Annotated in this window: 25 protein-coding genes and 1 pseudogene; 18 read left to right on the plus strand and 8 right to left on the minus strand. The window is 35.4% G+C overall.

Going from position 1 to position 23962, the window contains the following annotated elements; genetic code table 11:
- Positions 1-71: 71 nt before the first annotated feature.
- The 3 genes from BMW29_RS13090 to BMW29_RS13100 all read right to left on the minus strand — a co-directional run bounded on the left by BMW29_RS13090 (position 72) and on the right by BMW29_RS13100 (position 2070).
- Positions 72-614 (minus strand): IS3 family transposase, encoded by a 543-nt coding sequence (locus BMW29_RS13090; protein WP_092654110.1) that lies wholly within the window; start codon positions 612-614, stop codon positions 72-74.
- Between the two features lie 41 nt (positions 615-655).
- Positions 656-1210, minus strand: coding sequence for a helix-turn-helix domain-containing protein (locus tag BMW29_RS13095; RefSeq protein WP_092654112.1), 555 nt, complete (start codon positions 1208-1210; stop codon positions 656-658).
- Positions 1211-1302: 92 nt separating this feature from the next.
- Positions 1303-2070, minus strand: coding sequence for a DeoR/GlpR family DNA-binding transcription regulator (locus tag BMW29_RS13100; RefSeq protein WP_092654114.1), 768 nt, complete (start codon positions 2068-2070; stop codon positions 1303-1305).
- A gap of 210 nt (positions 2071-2280) precedes the next feature.
- Here BMW29_RS13100 and BMW29_RS13105 point away from each other — a divergent pair, with 210 nt between their 5' ends.
- The 5 genes from BMW29_RS13105 (at position 2281) to BMW29_RS13125 (ending at position 6782) form a co-directional block, all read left to right on the plus strand.
- On the plus strand, positions 2281-3009 hold the full coding sequence (locus BMW29_RS13105; RefSeq protein ID WP_092654116.1) for an ABC transporter ATP-binding protein: 729 nt from the start codon (positions 2281-2283) through the stop codon (positions 3007-3009).
- Between the two features lies 1 nt (position 3010).
- Entirely contained in the window at positions 3011-3751 is a 741-nt protein-coding gene (locus tag BMW29_RS13110; protein WP_092654118.1) for an ABC transporter permease, read from the plus strand.
- A gap of 58 nt (positions 3752-3809) precedes the next feature.
- Positions 3810-4271 (plus strand): LytTR family DNA-binding domain-containing protein, encoded by a 462-nt coding sequence (locus BMW29_RS13115; RefSeq protein WP_092654120.1) that lies wholly within the window; start codon positions 3810-3812, stop codon positions 4269-4271.
- On the plus strand, positions 4268-4705 hold the full coding sequence (locus BMW29_RS13120) for a hypothetical protein (protein WP_092654122.1): 438 nt from the start codon (positions 4268-4270) through the stop codon (positions 4703-4705). The genes BMW29_RS13115 and BMW29_RS13120 overlap by 4 nt, the downstream gene beginning before the upstream one ends.
- Positions 4706-5102: 397 nt before the next feature.
- Positions 5103-6782 carry a MucBP domain-containing protein gene (locus BMW29_RS13125; protein ID WP_092654124.1) on the plus strand — a complete coding sequence of 560 codons (1680 nt, stop codon included), beginning with the start codon at positions 5103-5105 and terminating at the stop codon, positions 6780-6782.
- Between the two features lie 67 nt (positions 6783-6849).
- Here BMW29_RS13125 and nagE read toward each other — a convergent pair.
- From nagE to BMW29_RS13140, 3 genes and pseudogenes are all read right to left on the minus strand, one after another.
- Positions 6850-8304, minus strand: a pseudogene (gene nagE / locus BMW29_RS13130) (N-acetylglucosamine-specific PTS transporter subunit IIBC); the annotation flags it as partial.
- Positions 8305-8395: 91 nt separating this feature from the next.
- The gene (locus tag BMW29_RS13135) at positions 8396-9250 is read right to left on the minus strand and encodes a BglG family transcription antiterminator (protein ID WP_092654128.1); all 855 of its coding nucleotides are present in this window, start codon (positions 9248-9250) and stop codon (positions 8396-8398) included.
- A gap of 40 nt (positions 9251-9290) precedes the next feature.
- Positions 9291-9788, minus strand: a complete 498-nt coding sequence (locus BMW29_RS13140) for a PTS sugar transporter subunit IIA (protein ID WP_092654130.1) — start codon at positions 9786-9788, stop codon at positions 9291-9293.
- A gap of 380 nt (positions 9789-10168) precedes the next feature.
- On the opposite strand from BMW29_RS13140, the gene BMW29_RS13145 reads away from it, so the two are divergent.
- From BMW29_RS13145 to dhaQ, 11 genes are all read left to right on the plus strand, one after another.
- A complete protein-coding gene (locus BMW29_RS13145) occupies positions 10169-11494 on the plus strand; it encodes a hemolysin family protein (protein WP_092654132.1) in 1326 nt (441 codons plus the stop codon).
- A gap of 198 nt (positions 11495-11692) precedes the next feature.
- The gene (locus BMW29_RS13150) at positions 11693-11836 is read left to right on the plus strand and encodes a putative holin-like toxin (protein ID WP_092654135.1); all 144 of its coding nucleotides are present in this window, start codon (positions 11693-11695) and stop codon (positions 11834-11836) included.
- Positions 11837-12568: 732 nt separating this feature from the next.
- Complete coding sequence (locus BMW29_RS13155; RefSeq protein ID WP_218139669.1) at positions 12569-12754, plus strand: hypothetical protein; 186 nt, start codon at positions 12569-12571, stop codon at positions 12752-12754.
- 51 nt (positions 12755-12805) lie between these two features.
- Complete coding sequence (locus BMW29_RS13160; protein ID WP_092654137.1) at positions 12806-13624, plus strand: hypothetical protein; 819 nt, start codon at positions 12806-12808, stop codon at positions 13622-13624.
- A 32-nt stretch (positions 13625-13656) separates the two neighbouring features.
- Positions 13657-14166, plus strand: a complete 510-nt coding sequence (locus BMW29_RS13165; protein WP_092654139.1) for a GNAT family N-acetyltransferase — start codon at positions 13657-13659, stop codon at positions 14164-14166.
- Between the two features lie 132 nt (positions 14167-14298).
- Positions 14299-15288 carry a dihydroxyacetone kinase subunit DhaK gene (dhaK, locus tag BMW29_RS13170; protein WP_092654141.1) on the plus strand — a complete coding sequence of 330 codons (990 nt, stop codon included), beginning with the start codon at positions 14299-14301 and terminating at the stop codon, positions 15286-15288.
- A gap of 11 nt (positions 15289-15299) precedes the next feature.
- Entirely contained in the window at positions 15300-15884 is a 585-nt protein-coding gene (gene dhaL / locus BMW29_RS13175; protein WP_092654143.1) for a dihydroxyacetone kinase subunit DhaL, read from the plus strand.
- Positions 15877-16248, plus strand: a complete 372-nt coding sequence (gene dhaM / locus BMW29_RS13180) for a dihydroxyacetone kinase phosphoryl donor subunit DhaM (protein WP_092654145.1) — start codon at positions 15877-15879, stop codon at positions 16246-16248. The genes dhaL and dhaM overlap by 8 nt, the downstream gene beginning before the upstream one ends.
- Positions 16249-16264: 16 nt before the next feature.
- A complete protein-coding gene (locus tag BMW29_RS13185) occupies positions 16265-17077 on the plus strand; it encodes an alpha/beta hydrolase (RefSeq protein ID WP_092654147.1) in 813 nt (270 codons plus the stop codon).
- Between the two features lie 21 nt (positions 17078-17098).
- Positions 17099-18238 carry a glycerol dehydrogenase gene (locus BMW29_RS13190; RefSeq protein ID WP_092654149.1) on the plus strand — a complete coding sequence of 380 codons (1140 nt, stop codon included), beginning with the start codon at positions 17099-17101 and terminating at the stop codon, positions 18236-18238.
- A gap of 512 nt (positions 18239-18750) precedes the next feature.
- Positions 18751-19740, plus strand: coding sequence for a DhaKLM operon coactivator DhaQ (gene dhaQ / locus BMW29_RS13195; RefSeq protein ID WP_092654151.1), 990 nt, complete (start codon positions 18751-18753; stop codon positions 19738-19740).
- A 175-nt stretch (positions 19741-19915) separates the two neighbouring features.
- On the opposite strand, the gene dhaS is transcribed toward dhaQ, so the two are convergent.
- A complete protein-coding gene (dhaS, locus tag BMW29_RS13200; protein WP_092654153.1) occupies positions 19916-20470 on the minus strand; it encodes a dihydroxyacetone kinase transcriptional activator DhaS in 555 nt (184 codons plus the stop codon).
- 24 nt (positions 20471-20494) lie between these two features.
- Positions 20495-21208, minus strand: a complete 714-nt coding sequence (locus tag BMW29_RS13205; protein WP_092654155.1) for an HAD family hydrolase — start codon at positions 21206-21208, stop codon at positions 20495-20497.
- Between the two features lie 384 nt (positions 21209-21592).
- Between BMW29_RS13205 and BMW29_RS13210 the strand changes: the two genes are divergently transcribed.
- Positions 21593-22597, plus strand: a complete 1005-nt coding sequence (locus BMW29_RS13210; RefSeq protein WP_092654157.1) for an Abi family protein — start codon at positions 21593-21595, stop codon at positions 22595-22597.
- A 750-nt stretch (positions 22598-23347) separates the two neighbouring features.
- Positions 23348-23623: a hypothetical protein gene (locus BMW29_RS13215; protein ID WP_092654159.1), complete on the plus strand. Its 276-nt coding sequence runs from the start codon at positions 23348-23350 to the stop codon at positions 23621-23623.
- Positions 23624-23962: the final 339 nt, after the last annotated feature.

Below are 23962 nucleotides of genomic sequence, written 5' to 3' on the forward strand. Positions count from 1 at the left end.
GTCAAAACAATTTCCTTTTCGAGACATACTTTGAAAGATATGGTGACGAGCTAATTGTTTTTTGTACTGCTTCATTTGATACCCCAACCTTGGTCGGAATGAAAGGTGCGTCGATAAGGACAATCTTGCGTTTTATCAATTGCTTCTTTTTGTGCGTCAAGAATTGCTTTTGCATTCGGCTGTTTAGAAATACGGTAAGACAAGATTTCACCATTAAATAAATCAAGAAAAGGATCCAAATAGAGTTTTTTAATTTGGATATTCCCTCTCTGATCACGTTCATAATACTTAAATTCAGACGTGTCTGTCGTGAGTTTTTGATGAGGGACAGAAGTGTAAAAACGGCGATGTAGACGATTTTTCACTAACGGACCAACGGTCCCTTTATACGAATTGTATTTTCGTGATTTACGAATAAATTTTGTACCTTTTAAGCCAAGCTTACACATAATACGACGAATTCTTTTCTGGTTTACATTTAAGCCCTTTTCTTTTAATGTAAGTTGAATACGACGATAACCATAGTTTCCTTTGTGTTCGTCAAAAATTTTTTTAATCAGGGTTTCTAATTTTTGGTTGGGATTTTTTCGCTCAAACCGTTTTTGCCAATACATATATGTCGCTTTAGGAAATTTTGTTGCTTCAAGTAAGATTGTTAATCGGAATTTTTTTCGGAGTTCGTGGATGATTCGGGCATCTCGTTCTTGAGTCGTTCCGGGATATTCATTCCTAAAGCACGGAGCTTTTTTATGAAGGCTAGTTCTGCCCGCAATAGTTCATTCTCATGTTCTAATTCTTGTTCACGTGTTTGTATTTTTTTCGCCTGAATCGGTTTCTTTTTCTTTGACATAGAAGGTCTTCCTTTCGGTTTTGGTGAAAGACCCTGTATGCCTGTTTGTAGAAATTTCTGGTGCCAAGCCAGGACTAAGGCATCATTTGGCAGACCATATTTCAACGCGACAGTCAGATAAGAGTCACCACTAGTTAAATAATAGTGTATGACATCCTGCTTGAATTTGGAAGAGTAATGTTGGTAATTTCTCCTTCGACGAAGTGCTTTAAATCCAAATTTTTCTACTGTTTTGACCCATTTGTGAACAGTAGAAAACGAAGAGATATTAAATTGCTTCGCCAGCGTTGGATAACCTCCTGCTCCATTTTGATAAGCTTCTACTACTTTTTTCTTGAATGCATAATCATATTTTGCCAATTTAAATACGCCCCCAAAGATAGATTTTTTGGTCTAACTTTGGGGGCGCACTACAATGATGCCTGATTTGATTTTCTTTTTTTATATTACTGTTATTTAGCATCAGCAATGACAACCTTCATTAAACCTTCGTAATGTGCCTTTAATGCTTCAGGTATCTGACTATCTGTAATCAGCGTCGCTGTATTTGGTAACTCATAATACTGATAAAAATCATCACGATCTAGCTTATAGTGATCCACAACAACAAATAAAGCTTTAGCTTGCTGCAAGATAATCGTATGTGTATAGCCTTCCTCCGCATCAGCTGTATAAAGCTGATAATCTTTCATCCCATTGGCACTGACAAACACCTTATCAAAAGAAAGCTTGCTTAATGCCTCATTTGCGATACTTCCGATAAATACTCCTGTATGCCTACGATACTTTCCACCAATTAAAATCAGCTCATGCTGTTCGTTAAATTGCTGTAAACTCTCAAAAACAGGCAAACTATTGGTAATAATCCTGAGATGCTTCACACTGAGAAAATCGGCAAGCATTTCTAAAGTCGTACCCGTACCAAGAAAAATCGTATCATTTTCCTGAATAAAGGTCGCCATTTTCTGTGCAATTTCTTTTTTTTCAGCTACATGAATGGTTTTTTTCTGTGTATGAGATAATTCACTTTTTTTATTATGTTGTAAACTTTGGGCACCACCATGAATCCGAATCAACTTACCTTGTTGATCAAGCTCCTCTAAATCCCTTCGAATGGTCATATCTGAAACCTGAAGCGCATGAATCATTTCTCCCACAGTAATAATCCCGCTTTTATTGGTCATTTGAATCATCTTTAAATGTCGTTCTTTTTTATGCACCTGTTTCACCACCAAGTTTTAATAATCTAAATATAGCATTTGTTCAGGTTCAACGTCAATTATGGTTGGAAATTAGAGCAATCTAGTGCAAGTTTATGAAGAAAATTGCAACAAAGTTTCTGATTTATGCAAGAAAGTAGCCCGTTTATCTACAAAGCTGAAAAAAAGAGATAAGCTAGTGTCATCAAGAACAAGAGGAGCGAATCAAACATGGAAATGATAAAAGTAAAAGACCTACATAAAAATTATGGTGCCAAGCAGGTTTTAAAAGGAATTGAATTTCAAGCAAAAGAAGGAGAAATCATTGGTATCATTGGAAGAAATGGTGTTGGAAAATCAACCTTCTTAGAAATTTTAATGCTGTTAAAGAAATACAAAGATGGCGATGTACAATTATTTGGAAAAGACATTCAAAACTTATCCATTACAGATGAAAAAGTGATGAAGAAAAAAATATCCGCAGTTTTACAGCCCACACAATTTTATAAGAAGTTAAGAGTGAAGGAATTGTTAGAACTATTTGCGAAGTATTATCAATGTTCAGAAAATGTCGCAGAAGTTATCGAAAACTTTGAGCTAGAGGAACAGTTAAAAACGTTTTTTGATAACTTATCTGGTGGCTGGAAACAAAGAGTCAGCTTAGCAATTGCTTTTCTATCACGACCAAAATTAGTGATTTTAGATGAACCCACCACAGGGTTAGATCCACATATGAAAGAAGTTCTATGGGACAATATCCGTGGCTACAGCGAGCGTTATCAAACAACTGTTATTTTATCTACCCATTCAATGGAAGAAGTTGAATTATATTGTGACAAAGTGATGCTCATTGAAGACGGACAATCAGTGTTTTTTGATACACCACAAAATATCTTAGCAACAGGCTATGAAAATATGAATCAATTTTACTTACAAAATACAAAAAAAGGCGGTAAATAAAATGTTAATGACACAATTAAAAATGGATTTAAAAATGTTTTTCAGAGAGACTTTCTATATCATTTCTATTATCATTCCACCAGTTTCTTATCTATTAATGGGGCAAATGTATGGTGATCTGACCTATGCAGGTGGATTAAGCTATGCGCAATTATATACACCGACGTTTATTATCTTAATTAGTTTTGTCACGATTCTATTCTCTTTTGGTTTTGATCAAGTGAGTAACCGTAGTAATGGAACGGAAAAAAGAATCCAGTTATCACCAGTCTCTTCTTCTTTACTCCTAGTTTCAGGTATTTTAAAAGCCACTATCATTACTGGTCTTGGATTTGTCTTCATTACAACACTTGGCGTTTTCGTTTATGATTTGCAGGTAACACCAGTTCAAATGTTCCTTTCTTTCCTAGGTTTAATTTTACTAGATGCAGTGATGTTACTGCTCTCTTCAGCCATTTATTCTATTTTTAAAAGTGAAAAAAGTGCTTTAGGAATGTCGATTGTTTTATTCCAAGTCGTTTTACTCACGGGTGGCTTTACGATTCCTTTAGCAGTTGCACCTAAAGTATTACAAGTTATTGGTCATGTGAATCCAATGAATTATGTAAATCAATTTTATACACATATCTGGAATGGTACTTTAGCATTTAGTGGTGAGCAATTAAATGGCTGGATTTATTTAGCTGTATTGTCAGTTTTAGCTTACGCTTTCATTATTTTCCAAGGCAAACGCAAAAAATAATAGGGCACCAAAAATGTTTATGTTATGATAGTTAAAACAAGACATTTTTGGAGGTATTATGGAACTCGTACATAAAATCAATAATCAGCTAGACCGCATCTTTATTACGGTAGAAACGACAACAGAAGCAGAACAGCAATATGAAAAAATTGCACAGCACCTTTCTGAATTAAACAAAAAAACAACTGTCATTAATGGTAAAAATAACAGAGAGCTACAACTACCTATTCGTGACATTGTTTTAATTGAAGCAGAAGGAACTGTTTGTAATCTTGTCACAAGAGATGGACAGTACTATTTGTTGAATAAACGCTTAAAAGATGCGGAACAGCTGTTAAATGAAGAAACTTATTTTGTGAAAATTAATAAAACAACAATGATTAATCTATATGATGTAAAAGAATTTGAAATGATTGATCACTTCAAAATCCAAATTGAAACCAAAAACGGGTATCAACAAGTAGTGAATCGTAGCTTTACCAAACTCTTTAAATCAAGAATGGAGGCCTTGTTAAAATGAAAAAATATCTTTCAGCCTTTTTTCAAACCTTTACAGTGACCATTTTTTTAGAAGGAATCTTTCTACTTATATTTATTCCAACTACAGTTGAAGGAAGTTACACTGTCTTTCTATTTAGAATGATTGGCATTGCAGTGTTATATGCTTTGTTTTACGGAGTAGGCTATCCGTTTGTGTGGGAACACCTTGTGATGAGTCGTATAAAATTTGTGATTGTTGCAGCAGTCTCATCCGTTTGTTTCTTCTTTCCAATTATTTTCTTAATTTATATGGGCATTCCTTCCTTTATGACACCACAAATTTTGTCTATCATGTTTATTGTAACGATTATATTACATGGAGTTGTTTTAGAAATGATGTCAATGATTGATAATCGTAAACAAGTGAAGGAATTGAATCAATTAGTGTTGGAGGCAGAAAAAGAAATATTGTAAATAAATTAGAAAATATTTTTATATCCAATTAAACGATATGTTAATAACTAATTTGTTTGATATGGTTTTTTTATTCCTTGTTTTTATTATTAATTGAAAGTTAAACGCCGGTGTTGCAGCTTTTGATGCTGTTGACAACTGTATGGAAAATAGTGTAGTCTGACATTGAAGACTACGTTTAATGTTGCAAGTAACATTTGTTTTATGCAAAACATAATAACGATACATAAAACCCAAAACAAAAAAAGCTCAAAAAGATTGATATAGACATCTTTTTAAGCTTAATCTGTTAAAGGTATAGGGTTATTTTAAGAATAGAATAAAACTCGTGCATAAAACAAATGTTTTATACAATTGAATAAGATCTACACAATTAAATTTGAAAGAGTGGGTATAAATGTGGAATAAAATTAGGAAGAAGGGCTTATTTGTGTTGGGCTGCTTGATGCTTTTCTTAATGCTTGCACAAAGAGGCAGTGCAGTTGAACAATCAGATATAGAAGCCAAAGCAGTTTCGACACAACCGATTACGTTTCAGGTGAAGAGAGATGGCCAAAAATATGTGTTAGAAAATGTAAATGTTGAAAAAAATTTTGGGAATATCGGATCTGTTGAAATTGAGATGCCAGTAGGTGTAAAGCTAAATATGGAAGTACCATCAAGCTGGTCATCATCAAATGATCCAAATAGTCCTGTCATCAGCTATCAAATTGATCCCAAAAATACACCTCAAGAAGTAGAGAACGTATTAAAAGGAATGAATTTTTCGATTCAAAAAGAAGATGAAACACAAGGAGAAATTACAATAACTTTAAGTGTAGAAACCATCTCTTCTTGGCAAGATCCGGCTCCAGGTGGTGTGAAGCATTACTATAAATTTGTTCCAAAAATTGTTTCATGGTTAGATGCGTATAATGAAGTCAAAGGCTTACAACATAAAGGTCTGACAGGTTATTTAGCTACGATTACAAGTAAAGAAGAGCATGAATTTATTTTTAGCTCAATAGCCAAAAATCCTGGTTGGTTAGGTGGTACCAGATTAGTTAGAAATAATCTGACTACCATTTCAGATGAGGATGAAATATCAAATAAATTAACTGACTATAAGACAGATAAAGATAATTGGTATTGGGCGAATGGTCCAGAAGCGGGAGAGATTTTCTTTGTCGGAAAGAAAAGTAACGGTACAACGCCCGCGAACCAATATAGCGGATGGAGTAAAAATGAACCTAATAATGGCTGGGTAGTTGCAAATGGAATTGAATATACTCTGCAATTTGCAAAAGATGGTAAAAAAGAATGGAATGATTTACCGAATGTTGTTGAACCACAGCATACACAGCGTTTTCTTCAAGGCTATTACGTTGAATTTAGTGCTTATGGCAATCAAGTAGAAATCGATGACAAAGGATCTTATTCAGCACCTTTACCACAAAGTATTAAAGTACAATATCTTGATCAAGATAGTTTGCAACCATTAGCACCCGAAGTTACAACTGGAAGTGTCTTTTCTATTGGCGATGTTTATACTACAGTGCAACAAAATATCGATGGTTATGATGTAACTGTTCCTTCAAATGCGAGTGGCGTATATAGTGAAAATCCAATAACGGTTACTTACTATTATTCAAAGCAAACCTTAACTTTTTATTTGCAACAGGTTGTTGTTGATCCAGAAAATCAAATTGTTATCCCAATTCAGAGTTACACTGAAATAAGAAATGTAGATGCGTTGCAACCAGCAGATATCACATTAATAAATGAAAAATTAAACGTGCTAACTAATTCTCTTGTTGGAGATGGGTTAGATTATACTGCTGCAAGTGTTTATAGAAATACAATAGGTAGGTATTATCAAGTTGAAGCAGCAATTCCAGAATATTATCAATATATGGGCTATGTTTTAACAGAGACAAATGAGCCTCATTTGTTTGCGAATAAGCAAGAGGGTATTCCAATAATAGATGGAAATGGACCAAAAGAATATTGGATTACCTTTTATGTAAAACCGACAACAATTGGTCCATTACCGTATAGCTGGTTTTACTCAAACACGCTATTTGGCAACATAAATTAAAAGAAAAATAGCACTTTAAGAGGTATGGCATCGCCACTACTCTTGAAGTGCTATTTCTTATGCTTTATTTTCTAATTTTATTAATTTCATCTGCAACGAATTGTACTTCAGTACCAACGATAACTTGAATGCTGTTTTTACCAACAATATTAATTCCTGGAACACCAGTAGCTTTAATGGCATTTTGATCAACGGTATCCATATCTTTTACCTCGATACGTAAACGAGTTGTACAATTGTCTACAGAAGTAACGTTTTCGTCTCCACCAAGACCAGCATAAATTTTAGTTGCCATTGGTGTGAATTTATTACCACCTTCAGGGATAGTTGTATCAATGTCTTCATCCGTTTCGTCATTACCTTCTTCACGACCAGGAGTCATTAAGTTAAATTTCTTAATCATAAAGGTGAAGATTGTGTAATAAAGAACCGCAACAACTAATCCTTGAACGATTAACATAAATGGATGGTTTGCTAATGGTAAACGAGAACTTAAGACGAAATCTACAAGTCCAGCGCTGAATGAGAAACCAGCAGTCCAATGCATGAATGCTGCAAAGAATAATGATAAACCAGTTAAAGCAGCATGTACAACATAAAGTGCAGGAGCAACAAACATGAATGAGAATTCAAGCGGTTCAGTTACCCCAGTGAAGAAGGCTGCAAAGCCAGCTGCGATAAATAATGAAGCAACCATTTTTTTCTTTTCAGGACGTGCTTGACGGTACATTGCGTACGCACCAGCAGGTAAACCAAACATCATAACAGGGAAGAATCCACCTTGATACATACCAGTGATTCCTTTTGTTCCTGTACTTGCCCAGAAGTTACCGATGTCATTGATATTGGCAACATCAAACCAAAATACAGAGTTTAATGCGTGGTGTAAACCAGTTGGAATCAATAAACGGTTAAAGAATCCGTATAGACCAGCACCTACAGGACCTAATGTAGAGATAGCTTTACCAAAACTTACAAGTCCAGAGAATACTGGTGGCCATACAAAGAATAAAATAGCAGAAACAATTAACATTGCAACAGCCGACATAATTGGTGCCAAGCGTTTACCACTGAAGAAAGCCAAAGCTTGCGGTAATTGAACATGGCTAAAGCGATTGTACATAGAAGCCCCAACTAGACCAGAGATAATCCCAATGAAGGCATTTCCGATTTTAGCAAATGAAGGATCTACAGCTTCTGGTGCAATACCTTGTAATGCAGCAACAGTAGTTGTTGATAAAAGTGTTGTAACAATTAAGAAAGAAACAAGTCCACTCAATGCGGCTGCTCCATCTTTATCCTTAGACATTCCTAGTGATAGTCCAACAGCAAATAGAATTGGTAAGTTATCAACAATTGCGCCACCAGCTTTTACTAAGAAAACAGCAATCGCGTTAGGATCTCCTCCTTGCATAATTTGTGGATCAATCCAATAACCAATCCCCATTAGGACAGCTGCTGCAGGTAATACAGCTACAGGAAGCATTAACGAGCGACCCATACGTTGAAAATATTTCATCATTTTCTTTTTCCCCCTAAATAAATTTATATAAAAATAAAAATTGCACACAAGTTTGTTAGAATAACTTTTTTGGGGGTGATACCCCTTTCATTTATATACCATCATGTTCTTGCTTCTTTATTTGAGAATTTAAACGCTCTACATGAATCACGATGTAACCCAACTCATCTTCTGGTAGATCAATGCGATAATCTCGCTTTAACATTTCAGCGACTTTTTGAACAACACGATGACTGTCTACATATTTGCGTTTAACAAGCGCTAACACTTCTTGATCCATGGTATGGTATTTTTCTTTTTGGAAACGATCAAGGACGAAACGTAAATGTGTCACAAGACGTGCATAAGTCAGCTCCATACCAAGTTCAGTAAAATTAATCTTTAATTCCTCAGCAATAACAGCGACCATTTCAGAAATCATCGTAATTTCTCGAATACTTTTATTATTCCCAATTTGCCCCATTCTTGAACTATGAAGATGGATGGCAATATAAGCTGCTTCATCAATAGGAAAGAGCAAATGAAATTGTTGATGCAAATATTCAATCGCCCATTCAGCAATCATAAATTCTTCAGGGTGTAAAATTTCAATTTCTTTACACAGCTTATTTTGAATAATAATCCCATCCTGTAACCGTTCAACTGCAAATGCAATATGATCAGCCAGTGCAATATGAATATGCTCATTTAACTTTTCTTTTAGGAAACGTTCAGCATATTCAATGATTTGTTCAGAAGCAAAAAAGTAGGCTTCATCAATTTGAGATAACAGCTGCTGTAGCTTTTCTTGTTCTTTTTCCACAACAAACATTTGCTCAATATCATGTTCATGAATCAAATCATTTTTCTTTTTATTAAAACCAATACCTTTTCCGATGGCGACTTTTTCATTCGTACCATCAATGAGTAAGACAGCGTTTTGGTTGAGCACTTTTTTTATTTTCATCATTTCACTCCTTTCCTATTGTTATGAAGCACAAGCTTGATTAGGCTTTCGTAACGCGTAAAGCAACAGTTTCCCCAGCAACAGTAGCTGTTGGCTGAATGATTTCATACGCATAATTTTCAATATTTCCATTTGTCACAATGACAGGAATGGTTGTGCTTGGTGCATGTTCTGCTAAATAAGCCAGATCAATTTTTGCTAAAGGTGTACCGGCAACAACTTTATCGCCCATTTTCACTTGTGCCTCAAAGCCTTCTCCTTTTAAAGCAACTGTATCTAAGCCAATATGAACAAGGACTTCAACACCCTCTTCAGATTGAATGCCATAAGCATGTAAGGTATCTGCTACTTGAATGATTTCACCAGCGATTGGTGCAACCACAACATTACCAGTTGGTTCAACAGCAAACCCTTCTCCCATCATTTTTTGTGCAAATACTGGATCAGGTACATCTGCTAAAGCAATTAATTGACCATCAGCAACAGCAACCAATTCAGTTTTAGGTGCTTCTTTTTTCTTATTAAAAAATAAACCCATGATATTTCCTCCTTTAAAATAGTTGACATCCTATTCAAGCAACAAAAAAAAGCACGATAAAGAATGAGCTGATGAGGAAGAAACTTCTCTCAGGAGCCATAACTTTATCATGCCTAATATGATTTAGTCACATGAAAACGATATTTAAACATTATTGTTCTTACTATCAGACTATATAATATCTGCTTTGTCATAAAAAATCAACTAGTTTCCCTTAAATATTAAAAAAAACTAAACCTGTTATCATTTTATTAGCTCATCATACGGAAAAAATCAGATTATCTGAAGGTTATAAATAATATTTAAAGGAAGAACAGGAAAAAGATGATATAATGAAAAACGACAGTAGATAAAGAGGAGGAAGGGGAACCCCCGTATATATGATAGGAATTAATTTTATTCTCATTGCATTATTAATTATTGCAACCGCATTATTTGTTGCAGCAGAGTTTTCACTTGTTAAAATTAGGTCGAGCCGATTGGATCAATTAGCAGCAGAAGGTGTAAAAAATGCCAAGCTAGCAAAGGATGTGCATCATCATTTAGATGCTTATTTATCCGCTTGTCAGCTAGGCATCACACTCACTTCACTTGCTTTAGGGTGGATTGGAGAATCAACAGTCGAAGCTGCGATTCATCCCATTTTTGAATGGCTCCACATCCCGGCCAGCATTGCTGTGCTCATTTCATTTATTTTAGCTTTTGCCATTGTGACATTCTTGCACGTGGTTGTTGGGGAATTAGTCCCTAAATCTTTTGCCATTGCAAAAACCGAAAAAGTCGTCCTATTTATTGTGAAACCCTTATATGTGTTTTATAAAATCATGTATCCATTCATTTGGATCTTAAACCATTCAGCCGCAGCCGTTGCTAAGATGTTTGGCTTCGAATTTACTGGAGAAGGTGACGAGTCTCATACTGAGGAAGAATTACGTTTAATTGCCTCAGAGAGTTTTAACCACGGGGATATTAACCAATCAGAATTAGCCTATTTAAACCGTATTTTTGAGTTTGATAATCGTTTAGCAAAAGAAATTATGGTACCAAGACAAGAAATGCTGGTGATTTCTGAGGATGCAACATTAGATGAAGCCATTAAGTTCTCTTTAGAGCATCCTTATACACGTTATCCTGTTATTAAAGAATCCAAAGATGACATTATTGGGACTATTCATTTAAAAGAACTTGTGACAGCTTACTTCCAGCACAAATTAAAAGCGGATGAGCCGATTCAGTCACTTGTAAAGCCTGTAATTCAATTAATCGAGACCATTCCAGTGAATGAGTTGTTGGAAAAAATGCAACGTGAGCATCAAATGATTGCCATTTTACTAGATGAATATGGTGGCACTGAAGGGATGGTCACTGTAGAAGATATCCTTGAAGAATTAGTTGGGGAATTACGTGACGAATATGATGTCCATGAAATTCCTGATATTCGCAAAATAAATGACCATCATTACTTGCTTTCAGGAAAAGTGTTACTAGAAACCATTGAGCAAATGACTGGCTTTGAATTAGAAGAAGAAGAAGGTATTAGTACCATTGGCGGCTGGATTTTAAGTCAGAGTACAGAAATCAATAAAGGGGATACCTTTGAAGAGAATGGTCTAGTCTTTATTGTGAAATCATTGAAGAACCAAACGATTCAAGAGGTGGATATGCAGTTGAAAGCCCCAGTGGAAGATGAAGTAGTAGAGGAATAAATTGAATGTTAGCCACAAGGAAGAGCCTTTCTTTGTGGCTATTTCCATACATACATAAAGAATGTAAAATAAAAAGAGAGGGAAAATAACATCACTGTTAGAAAAAATTCCAATAGACAGAGATGCTATGATAAAATGAACAGGTAGAGTATGTAGAAAAGTTATGACGGTGGCGACTTCTGAATGGGGGTGGTGCTTATGAAAATAGGTACTAAATCTAGGAAAGGAGCAAGCCTTTTGTCTGCATTAGAAACAATCCAGTTGATGATAAGTTTTGGTTTATTTACCATTGCTTTGATTAAATTGGTTGTGGACTTGCTAAAAAATGACAAAAAAAAGTAACCAGTCATAAACTTTAGCAGGTTTACTGGTTACAATTTGTAATGAATCTTGCTACCGTCTTAAACGGTTTTATTAGGACGTATTGACGTACGTCCTCTCTACACTTTTATTATAGAACAAGCAACTCAAAAATACAATCTTGAAGAATTATTTTTCTTGAAAAAGAGATTCAGTATAAATTTTAGACTTCATTTTTCATTAAAAGAAGAAAAGATTTGAAAGGATATCAAATAGTAGGAACTGAAATAAATAAAGTCTATAATGAAGCATCAACCAAGAACGAAGCAAGTTGTTGGTTGATGGAATATTTTCATGGACGAGTGATAGGATATTATAAAGGCTATGTTGATGCAGACCGACGAGAATCATTTCCAGAACTTTTATGAATCAATAAAGTTAATGATTAGTGATAACTCAGAATCATGTTGCTTCAAAAAATGAACGAAACATATATTTATTGAAATAATAGCGAGCTACCTTATATAGAAAATGGTGAGAACATGAAATACACCTCCCTCTAGTCGTAGACGGTAGGATTGAGGCGATACTTCATTAGCACTGATTTTAATTGTTCCGAGAATATTACTTTAAGATGAATGAAAATTTTACATATTATTAGCCAAGGAGGAAGAATAATGCCAGCATTATCTGAGTATTCAAATGTTCATAATACAGTATTTAATATTATTTCTGAGAAAGGTTTTCGAATTTGGTATGATAGAGAACTAGGCCGTGTCTGAAAAAGAGGGCTGGGATTTAATGGCAGATACCCCCTGTTCGTTACTAGGCTTAGTGACTGTATATGAGTTTAAAAATCTTAAAGCGTATCATGAATATTGGTGGAAAGAAGAAAAAATTGATTTTAGAGGAAAGCTTAGCGAGGAAAAACCTTTGTATACTTCTGTGATAAGTCAATAAAAGATTCATTCAAAAACAATCACCTATTAAAAATTAAAGGAGAGAAAAGCGATGACAATTGTTAAGTTACCAAAAAAATTCCGTGATATTTGTGAAGATATTAGAAATGGAAAAGAAGAAGCAATTGAAGAACTCAATCATTATAAACCTGACCATTTCATGAACCAGAAACTAGCAGTATTAGCAGAAGTAGATTATTTTAACGGTCGCTTTGCTGAGGGCTTAGAAAAGGATATCAAACTTTTAGATTACTGGGATGAATGGCCCCATAGCAATGTTTACACAGAGCATGTTGCAGCGATGGGCTTTGCAGCGGTTAAATTGAAGCGACAGGATGAAATAAAAAAAATCCTGCTTGAAAAGATACATATGATTGAAACCAATGATGATAGACCACAGCATCTCAAAAAATCTATGATTGGGTATTATCAATTAATCAATGCTTACCTTGAGACTGGCATTAAAGGTCATCGTGAGAATGGTGTGCTGATACATAAAAATTCTGAGGAATACTGTCCACCAGAAACACCTTCTTCCTTGTCACTTTTAAAAGAACAAGCAAATAGAAATGATGGGAAGTTATTATACTTAGCTTTCACTAAAGGGGAAATGGAGGATTTTATTTCTGTATATCAATCTTCTTCGGATAGCCCAATGTGGCATTATAAGGCACTCTCTGTATTTTATTATATGCAGGAGGAAGAGGCGGCACTAGCCTGTATTAAGAAAATTGCCAAACAAAGACTATGGTTTGTTTCTTCTGCAACTCAAGTGAGACCAATGTCATTATTTGAGCACCAATTAACCTATCCCTTTTTATCAAATGAAGAGCAGTTACAAGAAATATTATTCGCAGCAATTGAACAGTAATTGACATAATTTTTAAATATGGAGGTTTTTAGATGCAACGTCACATCATGTCTTTAGATCTAACAGCTCAAACTTTTTCAAAGCAGCATGATACACAAATTAAACCACTCTCATTCCCAGTTGATTTACAGACACTTGGCGAGTTGTTTTATGAAAGTTATACCGGCAGCATAGATAGCAAAAATGAAAGCTTACTAGATTGGAAAGTTGAGCTCTACAAAACCCTTGAAGGAGAATATGGCGCAGTCATTCAACCAGGGACGGTTATTTATCAAGGCAACGATGAGTTGGCAGGCTGTGTCATTGTTTCTTTTTATAAAGCCGTTCCTTTAATCGCTTATGTTGTAGTTGCTCCTAAATATAGAGGCCAGCAGCTGGCAAAGAAAATGATCCGGTATGCAGCAGAAAAATTAGCTGAAGCAGGCTATAAACAAGTTTGTTTAGCCGTAACCGTTGGCAATCTAGCCGCAGAAAAAACCTATCAAGCTTTGGGTTTTAACGTAATAGAAGGTGGCTGGGCAACTATTTTAAAAGAAAAATGAGTGGTTTTATCCAAGTGATAAAACTACTCATTTTTGATATCTTGGACACATTTAAATTTTTGTCCGTTCCAAAGAAAGCGGTTACAGTTTATAGTAAGGGTGTAGAGAAAATAGTGAAAGGCGGAAGTATTTATGAAAAAAATAATCAATCAGCCAGAAGAAGTTGTAAATGACATGCTAGAAGGGTTCGTTTATGCTCATTCTGATTTAATAGAACGGATTCCTGAAACCGGTGTCATTATTAGAAAACAAGAAACACCTCATAAGGTCGCACTCATTAGTGGTGGTGGTAGCGGACATGAACCAGCTCATGCAGGATTTGTTGGTGCTGGGATGTTATCAGCAGCAGTATGTGGGCCAGTTTTCACCTCTCCAACTCCGGATCAAATTTTAGAAGCCATTCAAAAAGCTGACAATGGTGCTGGCGTCTTTATGGTCATTAAAAATTATTCTGGTGATGTCATGAACTTTGATATGGCCAAAGAATTAGCAGAAATGGAAGATATTGCAGTTGATTTTATCATTGTAGATGATGATATTGCTGTTGAAGATAGTACCTATACAGCTGGTAAACGAGGCGTTGCAGGAACTGTCTTTGTGCATAAGATTTTAGGCGCAGCAGCTGAAAATGGTGCGTCACTCACAGAAATAAAAGCACTTGCAGAAAAAATCGTACCTAATATTAAAACATTAGGGGTCGCTCTAAGTGGTGCAACAGCTCCAGAAGTAGGCAAACCTGGTTTTACTTTAGCTGAGGATGAAATTGAATTTGGAGTGGGGATCCATGGTGAGCCTGGTTATCGAAGAGAAAAAATTGCCCCTTCCAAAGCTTTAGCCCAAGAAATTGTCTCAAAACTAAAAGAAGCTTTCCAATTTAAACCAGATGAACATTATGGTTTATTAGTCAATGGGCTAGGAAGTACACCCTTAATGGAACAATATATTTTTACGAACGATGTCGGTTCTTTACTGGCAGCAGAAGGATTAAACGTTGATTTCAAAAAAGTTGGAGATTTCATGACGTCGATTGATATGGCAGGTTTATCCTTAACCTTAATTCGATTAGAAGAGAACAAATGGCTAGACTATTTAAATGTACCAACAAAAACAATTGCATGGTAGGAGGAAAAAAGATGAATGTAGAAGCAGTCAAAAAATGGATGATCCTTTTTACAGAGAAAGTAAATCAGAATAAAGCTTATTTAAGTGAGTTAGACCGTGCAATTGGTGACGGCGACCATGGCATGAACATGGCACGTGGTACAACAGAAGTAATGGCTGCGCTAGAAGCAAAAAATCCAGCGACAGTTGCAGACGTGTTTAAACTAACTGGCATGACTTTAGTTAGCAAAGTTGGTGGTGCATCAGGACCTTTATACGGCTCAGCTTTTATTAGCATGGCAAAAGAAGCAGGTACAACCGATTCGCTCCTTGCAATTTTACAAGCAGGCCTCAACGGTATTGAAAAAAGAGGTCAAGCAGTTCCTGGAGAAAAGACCATGATTGATACATGGCAGCCAGTGATTAAAGCTTTAGCTGCAGGCAATTTAAGCGAACAAACAATTGCAGATGCTGTCGCACACACCAAAGAAATCAAAGCCACTAAGGGCCGTGCATCATACCTTGGCGAACGCTCAATTGGCCATTTAGACCCAGGTGCCGTTTCCAGTGGCTACCTATTCGAAACCATGCTAGAGGCAGGTGTCACTAATGACTAAACTAGGCGTTGTTGTTGTCTCACATGTCCCAGAAATTGCGGCAGGTGTTGTCAAATTAATGCGTGAAGTTGCAAAAGACGTAGCGATTACTTTTTCAGGTGGTACGGATGAAAATGAAATTGGGACTAGCTTTGAAAAAATTCAAGCAGCCTTTGAGGAAAATGAGGGAGAGACCATCCTCGCCTTTTATGACCTAGGTAGTGCCAAAATGAATTTAGAAATGGTGATGGAACTGACAGAAAAGGAAGTCCGTTTATATGATACTGCCTTCATTGAAAGCAGTTATACCGCAGTAGCTTTAATTCAAGCAGGGGCAGATTTAGCAGCTATAGAAGAACAGTTAGCACCATTGAAAATCAAATAATTAGGAGGAATGTAACATGAATCAAGAAAGAATGATTGCGTCATTTGATGGAACAAAATTATTTAGCCGTAAGGATATGCCAGAAAAAGCAAAGGCGGTTGTTTTAATTGTTCATGGATTAGCGGAGCATTTGAATCGTTATGATGCCTTAACTGAAAGGCTATTACAAGCAGGTTATGGTGTCTATCGCTATGATCAAAGAGGCCATGCCCGTTCAGAAGGACCACGAACATTTTTCAAAGATTTTAATGAATTACCAGATGATTGTAAAACGATGGTCGATTTAGTCAAAGCGGAAAATCCTGATTTACCCGTTTATTTAATTGGTCATAGTATGGGCGGCTTTACAGTAGCAAGCTTTGGTACAAAATATCCAGGTTCAGTAGCAGGAATTGTCACATCAGGTGCCTTAACGCGTTATAGCAAACCAACCTTTGGCGTTTTACCAGTAGAAGCACCAGCTGATATGTATGTAGAAAATTCCTTAGGAGAAGGTGTATGTAGTGACCCTGAAGTTGTCAAAGACTATCAAAATGATCCATTAGTAGAAAAAGAAATTTCAATTGGGCTGATGAATGCACTTTATGATGGTATTACTTGGTTAAAAGCAAATCCAACAAATTTTGTAGAACCAACCTTGATTTTACATGGGGCCAATGATGGCCTTGTTGCAGAACAAGATTCACGTGATTTTTATGGAGAGATTGCTTCAGAAGATAAAACCTTAAAAATTTATGCCAAATTATGTCATGAAATCTTTAATGAACCAAGTAAACAAGCAATTTATACAGAAGTTATCACTTGGTTAGATGAACAATTAGCCAATTAAAAGAATCGGAGGAAATCGGTCATGAGAAAAGCATTTATTTCACCAGCAAAATATGTTCAAGGGGAAAATGAATTATTAAACTTAGGTTACTTTGTTAAAACCTTTGGCAAATCAGCATTACTGATTGCACATAAGGATGATATTGCCCGTGTACAAGGACAATTAGACGAAACAGCTGCAACCTTTGGCGTTGAAATTTTCGCGAGTAATTTTAATGGAGAATGCTCAAGAGAAGAAGTCGCTCGTTTACAAGAAGTGGCAAAAGCCCATCATTCAGATTGTATTATTGGGTTAGGTGGCGGAAAAGCAATTGATACTGCGAAATGTGTGGCACAAGGTGAGGCTTTAATTATTGTCCCAACCATTGCAGCAACAGATGCACCAACCAGTCATTCAGCGGTACTTTATACACCTGCAGGCGAATTTGATGACTATGCTTACTTTAAACAAAGTCCAAGTGTCGTATTAGTGGATACTAAAATTATTGCCAATGCACCAACTCGCTTTTTAGTTGCAGGCATGGGGGATGCGCTATCTACTTACTTTGAAGCCCGTGCGACACAAAATTCATTCTCCAATGTCAATGCTGGACTCCCTTGTGGTGTGCGCACCGGTGAATGCCCACCAGCCAAAGGCACAATCGCAGCTTATACTTTAGCTCAAGTGTGCTATACAACCTTATTAGAAAATGGCTTAAATGCGAAGATCGCGTGTGACAATAATTTAGTCACACCTGCGCTAGAAAATATCGTCGAAACCAATATTTTATTATCTGGTTTAGGCTTTGAAAGTAGTGGCCTAGCTGCAATTCATGCTATTCATGATGGCTTGACCATGCTTGAGGGCACTCATCATTATTTCCATGGCGAAAAAGTGGCCTTTAGTGCTATTGCACAGCTAGTCTTAGAAAATGCAGCCATAGAAGAGCTGTATGAAGTATTAGACTTCTCCTTATCGATTGGCTTACCTGTTTGCTTAGCGGATATTGGTGTGGAAAGTATCACCATGGCAGAAGCGATGGAAGTAGCAGAAAAAGCTTGTATTCTTGAAGAATCGATTCATTCAATGCCATTCCCAATCACAGTTGAAGCGGTTGCTTCAGCGATTATGGCAGCGGATAAAATTGGGAAAGCTTATAAGGAAAGTCATTTAGTTAAATAGCAAAAATCAAGCTTATCAGTGAAGTCGGGGGGACTTTGCTGATAAGCTTTCTTTATTAGAAAAATTAAATGAATGAGCTGGAGAAAATCAATTTGATAGCCAATAAATTAGCAAAAAGGACAATACCTTATGCTATAATAAATGTGTAGAGAGTTTAAAGTGGTGGCTAATTTCTGATTAAAGAGGTGATGCCTATGTATAAAATTTTTGCTATTAGGCTAAAACCTGGAAAGGAATAGCTTTGAGTATTTATGAAGCACTGATGTTTGCAATTGCTTTTGCAATGTTAGTGCTCAAAATCTCTGGAAATAACAAAAAAAAATAACCACTTCATAACTTTGACAGGTTAGTGGTTATTTTTGACCAAATCAGTCACCGCTTTTGACGGTTCTACGGGTATTAAGAAAGCATGTTCGCGCATGTCTTTCTTTTCACCTTTTATTTTATCATAAATTTAATCATTTAGCGAATGACTTGTGTGATAAATACGAAAAGTAGAATTGAGGATTGCTATGAAAAAAATCATGAATCATCCAGCTCAAATTGTCAGCCAAATGCTGAGTGGGCTTTTATATGCAAATGAAGAAAGATTAGCCGGTATCCAAGATACAGGCGTTGTTTACCGTAAAAAAAATAGCCCAGGAAAAGTGGCGATTGTCAGCGGTGGCGGTAGTGGACATGAGCCTGCCCATACAGGATTTGTCGGAGAGGGGATGCTAGCTGCCTGTATTTGTGGTCCGATTTTTGTACCACCTACTCCAGAAGAAATTCTGCAAGGTATCCAAATTGCAGATCAAGGTGCAGGTGTCTTCCTTGTGATTAAAAATTTTGAAAAAGATGTGTCCAATTTTTTAGCAGCAAAAGAACAAGCACTGGAAGCAGGTTATCAAGTCGAGCATGTCATTGTCAATGATGATTGCTCCATTGAAGAGCATACCTTTAAAAAACGCCGTAGAGGCGTAGCAGGCACTGTTTTTGTTCAAAAAATACTCGCTGCTGCTGCTGAAGCAGGCTATTCCTTATCTAAATTAAAAGAGCTTGGACAAAAAGTTGTGATGGCAACCAATACATTAGGCGTCGCCTTATCTCCATCTGTTGTACCGGGAGAAAATACACTGCGCTTTCAATTAGCAGAAAATGAAATTTCTTTTGGAATCGGCATCCATGGTGAACCTGGTTATCGTACAGAGCCGCTCCACTCATCAGAACGCTTAGCCATTGAATTAGTCAATAAATTAAAAAGCCAATTTAACTGGCAAAAAGGCGATCAATTTGCGATGATGGTCAATGGTTTAGGTGGCACACCACTGATGGAATTATTTGTCTTTAGCAATGATGTTAGACGTTTATTGGCACTAGAAGGCATTAATATTTCATTTAAAAAAGTCGGGAATTTTATGACATCAAATGATATGGCAGGCCTTTCCTTAACCTTCTTAAAAATAGCAGAACCAGAATGGTTAGATTGGTTAAAAGCACCAGCAGATACCTATGCTTGGTAAAAAGAATAAAGAAAAACACGCAGGAAGTTCGGCAACAACCTGCGTGCTTTTTTTATGATTGCTATTGCTAGATGTTCAGAAAATTGTCTGACGTTGCATAGCTTCTAAGATGTCTTAACCACAATATAGCACAATTCATTTGAAAAGAACCAAAATGTGTAATATATTCACACATTTATTTTAATCCTTCTAGTAATGAAAGCTTTAATGTCTTTTCAATATTTTGAGAAAGCTCTGCAACAGGCAGCTGACACTTTGTTAGTAACCAAGCTTTCGTCATCCCCACAAAAGCATGACTATGATAACTACAGAAAAAAGTTAAATAATCTGATGAGATTGATACAGCTTCTTCTTTTAATAAATCAGAAGCAATCGTCAAAATCAAAGATTGAATATGCTCAAAAAAATAATGATCAAAAGAATTTTGCTCTGTCACTTCCAAAGCATTTACATAAAAAACTTGATTCTCTTTTAAATAAGTAAAAAGCCTTACAATGACTTTACTCCAGTGCTCATAATCCAAATAATCCTCAATATTTTCAGAAGCCTCTTGCTGATAAATCCAAGCCAACAATTCATATTTATCTTGAAAATGATCATAAAAAGTTTGACGACGAATTTCTGCATGGCCCATAATATCACGAATGGAGATCTTTTGAAAAGGCGTCGATTGCATCAATTCTTTTAGCGAATGCGCAATGACTTTTTTAGTAATCAACGAATTGTGCATAATCAACCTCCGTTCAGTCTAGCGCTAACCTTTTAAAAGCAAAGTATATAAAGCTGGATCAGTTAATAAATCAGCATGATGAGTAATGATAGCAGTTGGTTGAACAGGATGCTTAGAAAAATCATGTTCACGATGATTTAACCAAATCGACTGCCAACCTGCTGCATCAGCTCCTACAATATCATTTTGATAAGAATCTCCAATATAAATCGCTTGATCAGCAGAAACACCAGTCCGTTCCTCAATTCGTTTAAAAATCGCTGGATCAGGTTTAGCAAGACCCTCAATACCAGAAATGAATATATTTTCAGCAGGAATCCATTTTGTTAATTGAAGCTGGTTCACTTTTTTTTGTTGATGTTCGCCAGGTCCATTTGTTAAAATTCCGATTTGTACATCTTCCTGCTGTAGCTTTGTAAGTAACTGTGCCATTTCAGGAACTAAAGTAATCTGCTGTTGTGCTTCTAGATAGCCTTGCTGAAAGAGCTCTGCAACTTCATCAGAAACCGTTATGCCAAAATCCTCTAACGCCATTTGAATCCGTAAACGACGCATCTCACTCAGTTCTAATTTTCCTTGTACACAATCATCAAAAAGTGCATCACTGTGCTTTCTTAAAGCTTTATAAACAGCAAAATTATCTAGCTTATATTGACCAAAATATTTTTGGAAAGAAGTTGTAAATGGTTCTGTTTGGTCATATAAAGTATCATCCACATCAAAAAAAATTGCACGCATTGTCTTAAATTCCTCTCTGAAACCAATTTGTATAACTTTATCATACCATAATTGAAAATTTCAAAAAAGACTAGTGTTACTTTTAGCAGAATGAGGAATAACTCATGAATCTAATGCTTTAGCGAATAGTGGTAAAAATTTCTTGAAAAGAAATTTGGCTGATTTTTGAAAGAATTGAGCTCAAAAATCAAGCTATAATGTATGTATATCCACTATAAAAAAGTATATATTGTGTACTAAAAAAGTTGACATTGTATATCAATAGTTATATAGTAGATGTACAGAAGGGCGATATGCCTAGGAGTTAGAGCCTCTACACATTTATTGATGTGTAAGAGGCTCTTTTCCTTTATAGAAACTTAACTACTAAGAGGAGCAAAAAAAATGTGTGATGAAAAAATTTTTTTATCTTTTGATGATCAGCTAGATAGACTAGAAGAAAGAAAACTATACATTGGTACAGGGAAAGAAAGAGAAAATGCAAAGTTTACTCTTCAAAATGTATCATATTATGTATTAGTTAATGGATATAAAGATATTTTTATTGAGCAAAACACTGTGACAGATAATTATCAAAATGCAACTTTTGTTGATTTAAGAGATACTTTTGATTTTGATAAAAATTTAGCAAATATCATCTTTCAATATTTGTTAAAAATTGAAGATACATTTAAAACAGTTTTAGCTCATTTTACTGCACAAAAATTTGGACACAAAGAAGAAGATTATTTAAATATTTCTCACTATAGGCGTGGCAAGCGCATAAAAGATACATATGAATCAGGTAAAATGATAGAAAAATTAACTAGAACATGCTTAGTTAGTTGTGAACCTCAAATTGAGCACAATAGAGATGCATATGATAATATTCCACCTTGGGTATTAACAAGTGCTTTAAGTTTAGATACTTTACTGTTTTGGTATAAACTTTCTGATTCTTCAATAAAAATTAAAATAGTGGATTCATTTTTTTATACAATAAGAGATCATGAAGAAGTATATTTAGAGGATAGCGAGAGGCTAGAGCTTTTTTTAAACTGTATGATGCTGATTAAAGAGTATAGAAATAGAGCTGCTCATGGTAGCAGAGTAATGAATCATGTGACAAGGCATAATCTTAAGAAACACTTAATTCCACTTTATGTCAAAAATAACAAAATTCTAGATAAATTGTTTAATTCTGGATATGGAAATAGCGATATATTTGCTGTATTTATCGTGATAACTATCATGTTATCAAAGAGAGAGACTGTACGCTCGAAATTTATCGAAGATGTAAGCGCCCATTTTAGTGGATTAGAAAAAGAAAATAAGATTTTATATTTAAACATCATTGATAAAATTAATTTGCCAATTGACTTTAAAAATATTTTGGGAAATATGATATAAAAGTTGGTAGGATATTTGGTATAAATTTTTGTTTCCAATTTTATTATTTTTTTGGTTATTATGTAATAGATTGAAAAACTGATATGTAGATAAGATTTTAATGCTATTTTTGAATTATTCACAAATCTTTATTGCATATTCTGAAACATTTATTTATACTTAAGGTTGTAGGATAGAATTTAAAGAACGTCAAAATAAATAAAAAATTGGCACTCCGAAGTTTGGCGGGAACCGAACTTTCGAAGCCTTGTAGAGACAGCATAACCTGCCCAACAAGTTGCCAATAATCACTAACAATTACTTGTTAGCTTTTTAATAGTGTACTCAATGATGGATTGGTTTTCTAGTGGAACTGTTGTTCATTCTTTGGGTATATTTTTATTAAGCTATGGTTTTTGTATAGCGGTTATTGATGATGGTATTGGGGAAACTTTCTCAATGCTTTTTTTATTTTCTATCCTGCGTTTTGTTATATTTTGAAGTCGCAGGATAGAAGTAAAAAACAGCATAAAAAAATGGCACTTCATAGCTTGGCGGGAACCAAATCTATGAAGCCCTGTATAAACAGCATAACCTGCCTATACAAGTTGCCAATAGCCAGCACCGAAGCACTAGCTTCTTTATTGTACCTAATTTATTGGATTTTTTCAATGAGGATTCTTTGGTGTAGCTATTGAAAACGGTATTGGTGTAGGTTGCCATTATCGTTTTTTATTTTGTGAATGCGCAAAAATGAGAGGAGGAATTCATTTGGAAAAGAATGGTGCAAGAATTATTGAATTATCAAGGAAAGTGATTGATGATAGCTATACCGTAGTGGATTATTTGGAAGAAGGGTTAGACCGAGAGGCACACGAATACTTAGCGTTAGCAAAAGAAGGCATGGATCAGCTGTGGTATGAGATTGGTGTGGCTGAGGGAACGGCGGATTCAGGAAGAGATGTGAGTGAGTTGATGTATTTGATGCAGTATATTTATATGGCGAGTACTGGTCTGACAATGGTGAAAGGACAAGTTAAATGTTAAGATGTCAATAGTTTAGTGGTTATTAGGATATAAGGAACCGAAAATAACTATTTTAAGAATAAAAAATAAGGGGACGAGATAAAACTTTTGAGTTTTATCTCGTCCCCTTAATTGCTTCTAAAAAGACATAAGTTGCCGCCATAAACGGTGGCCAAAAGGCAGGTTCTTCGGCAATTGTCAAGAATCACTGTAAACGCAGTGAACAGATGCTGATTGATACCTAATTGGTTCACAAAACATTTAATAAGGAACAAAGTCGAACTTTGTTCGATTTGTATCATGTTTCTAAGGATTAAAAATCCTAAGAAGCATGACAATTGTTCGTCTTTTGCTCCAATT

Source organism: Isobaculum melis, from assembly GCF_900111355.1.
In the GTDB taxonomy this organism is placed as follows: Bacteria; Bacillota; Bacilli; order Lactobacillales; family Carnobacteriaceae; genus Isobaculum; species Isobaculum melis.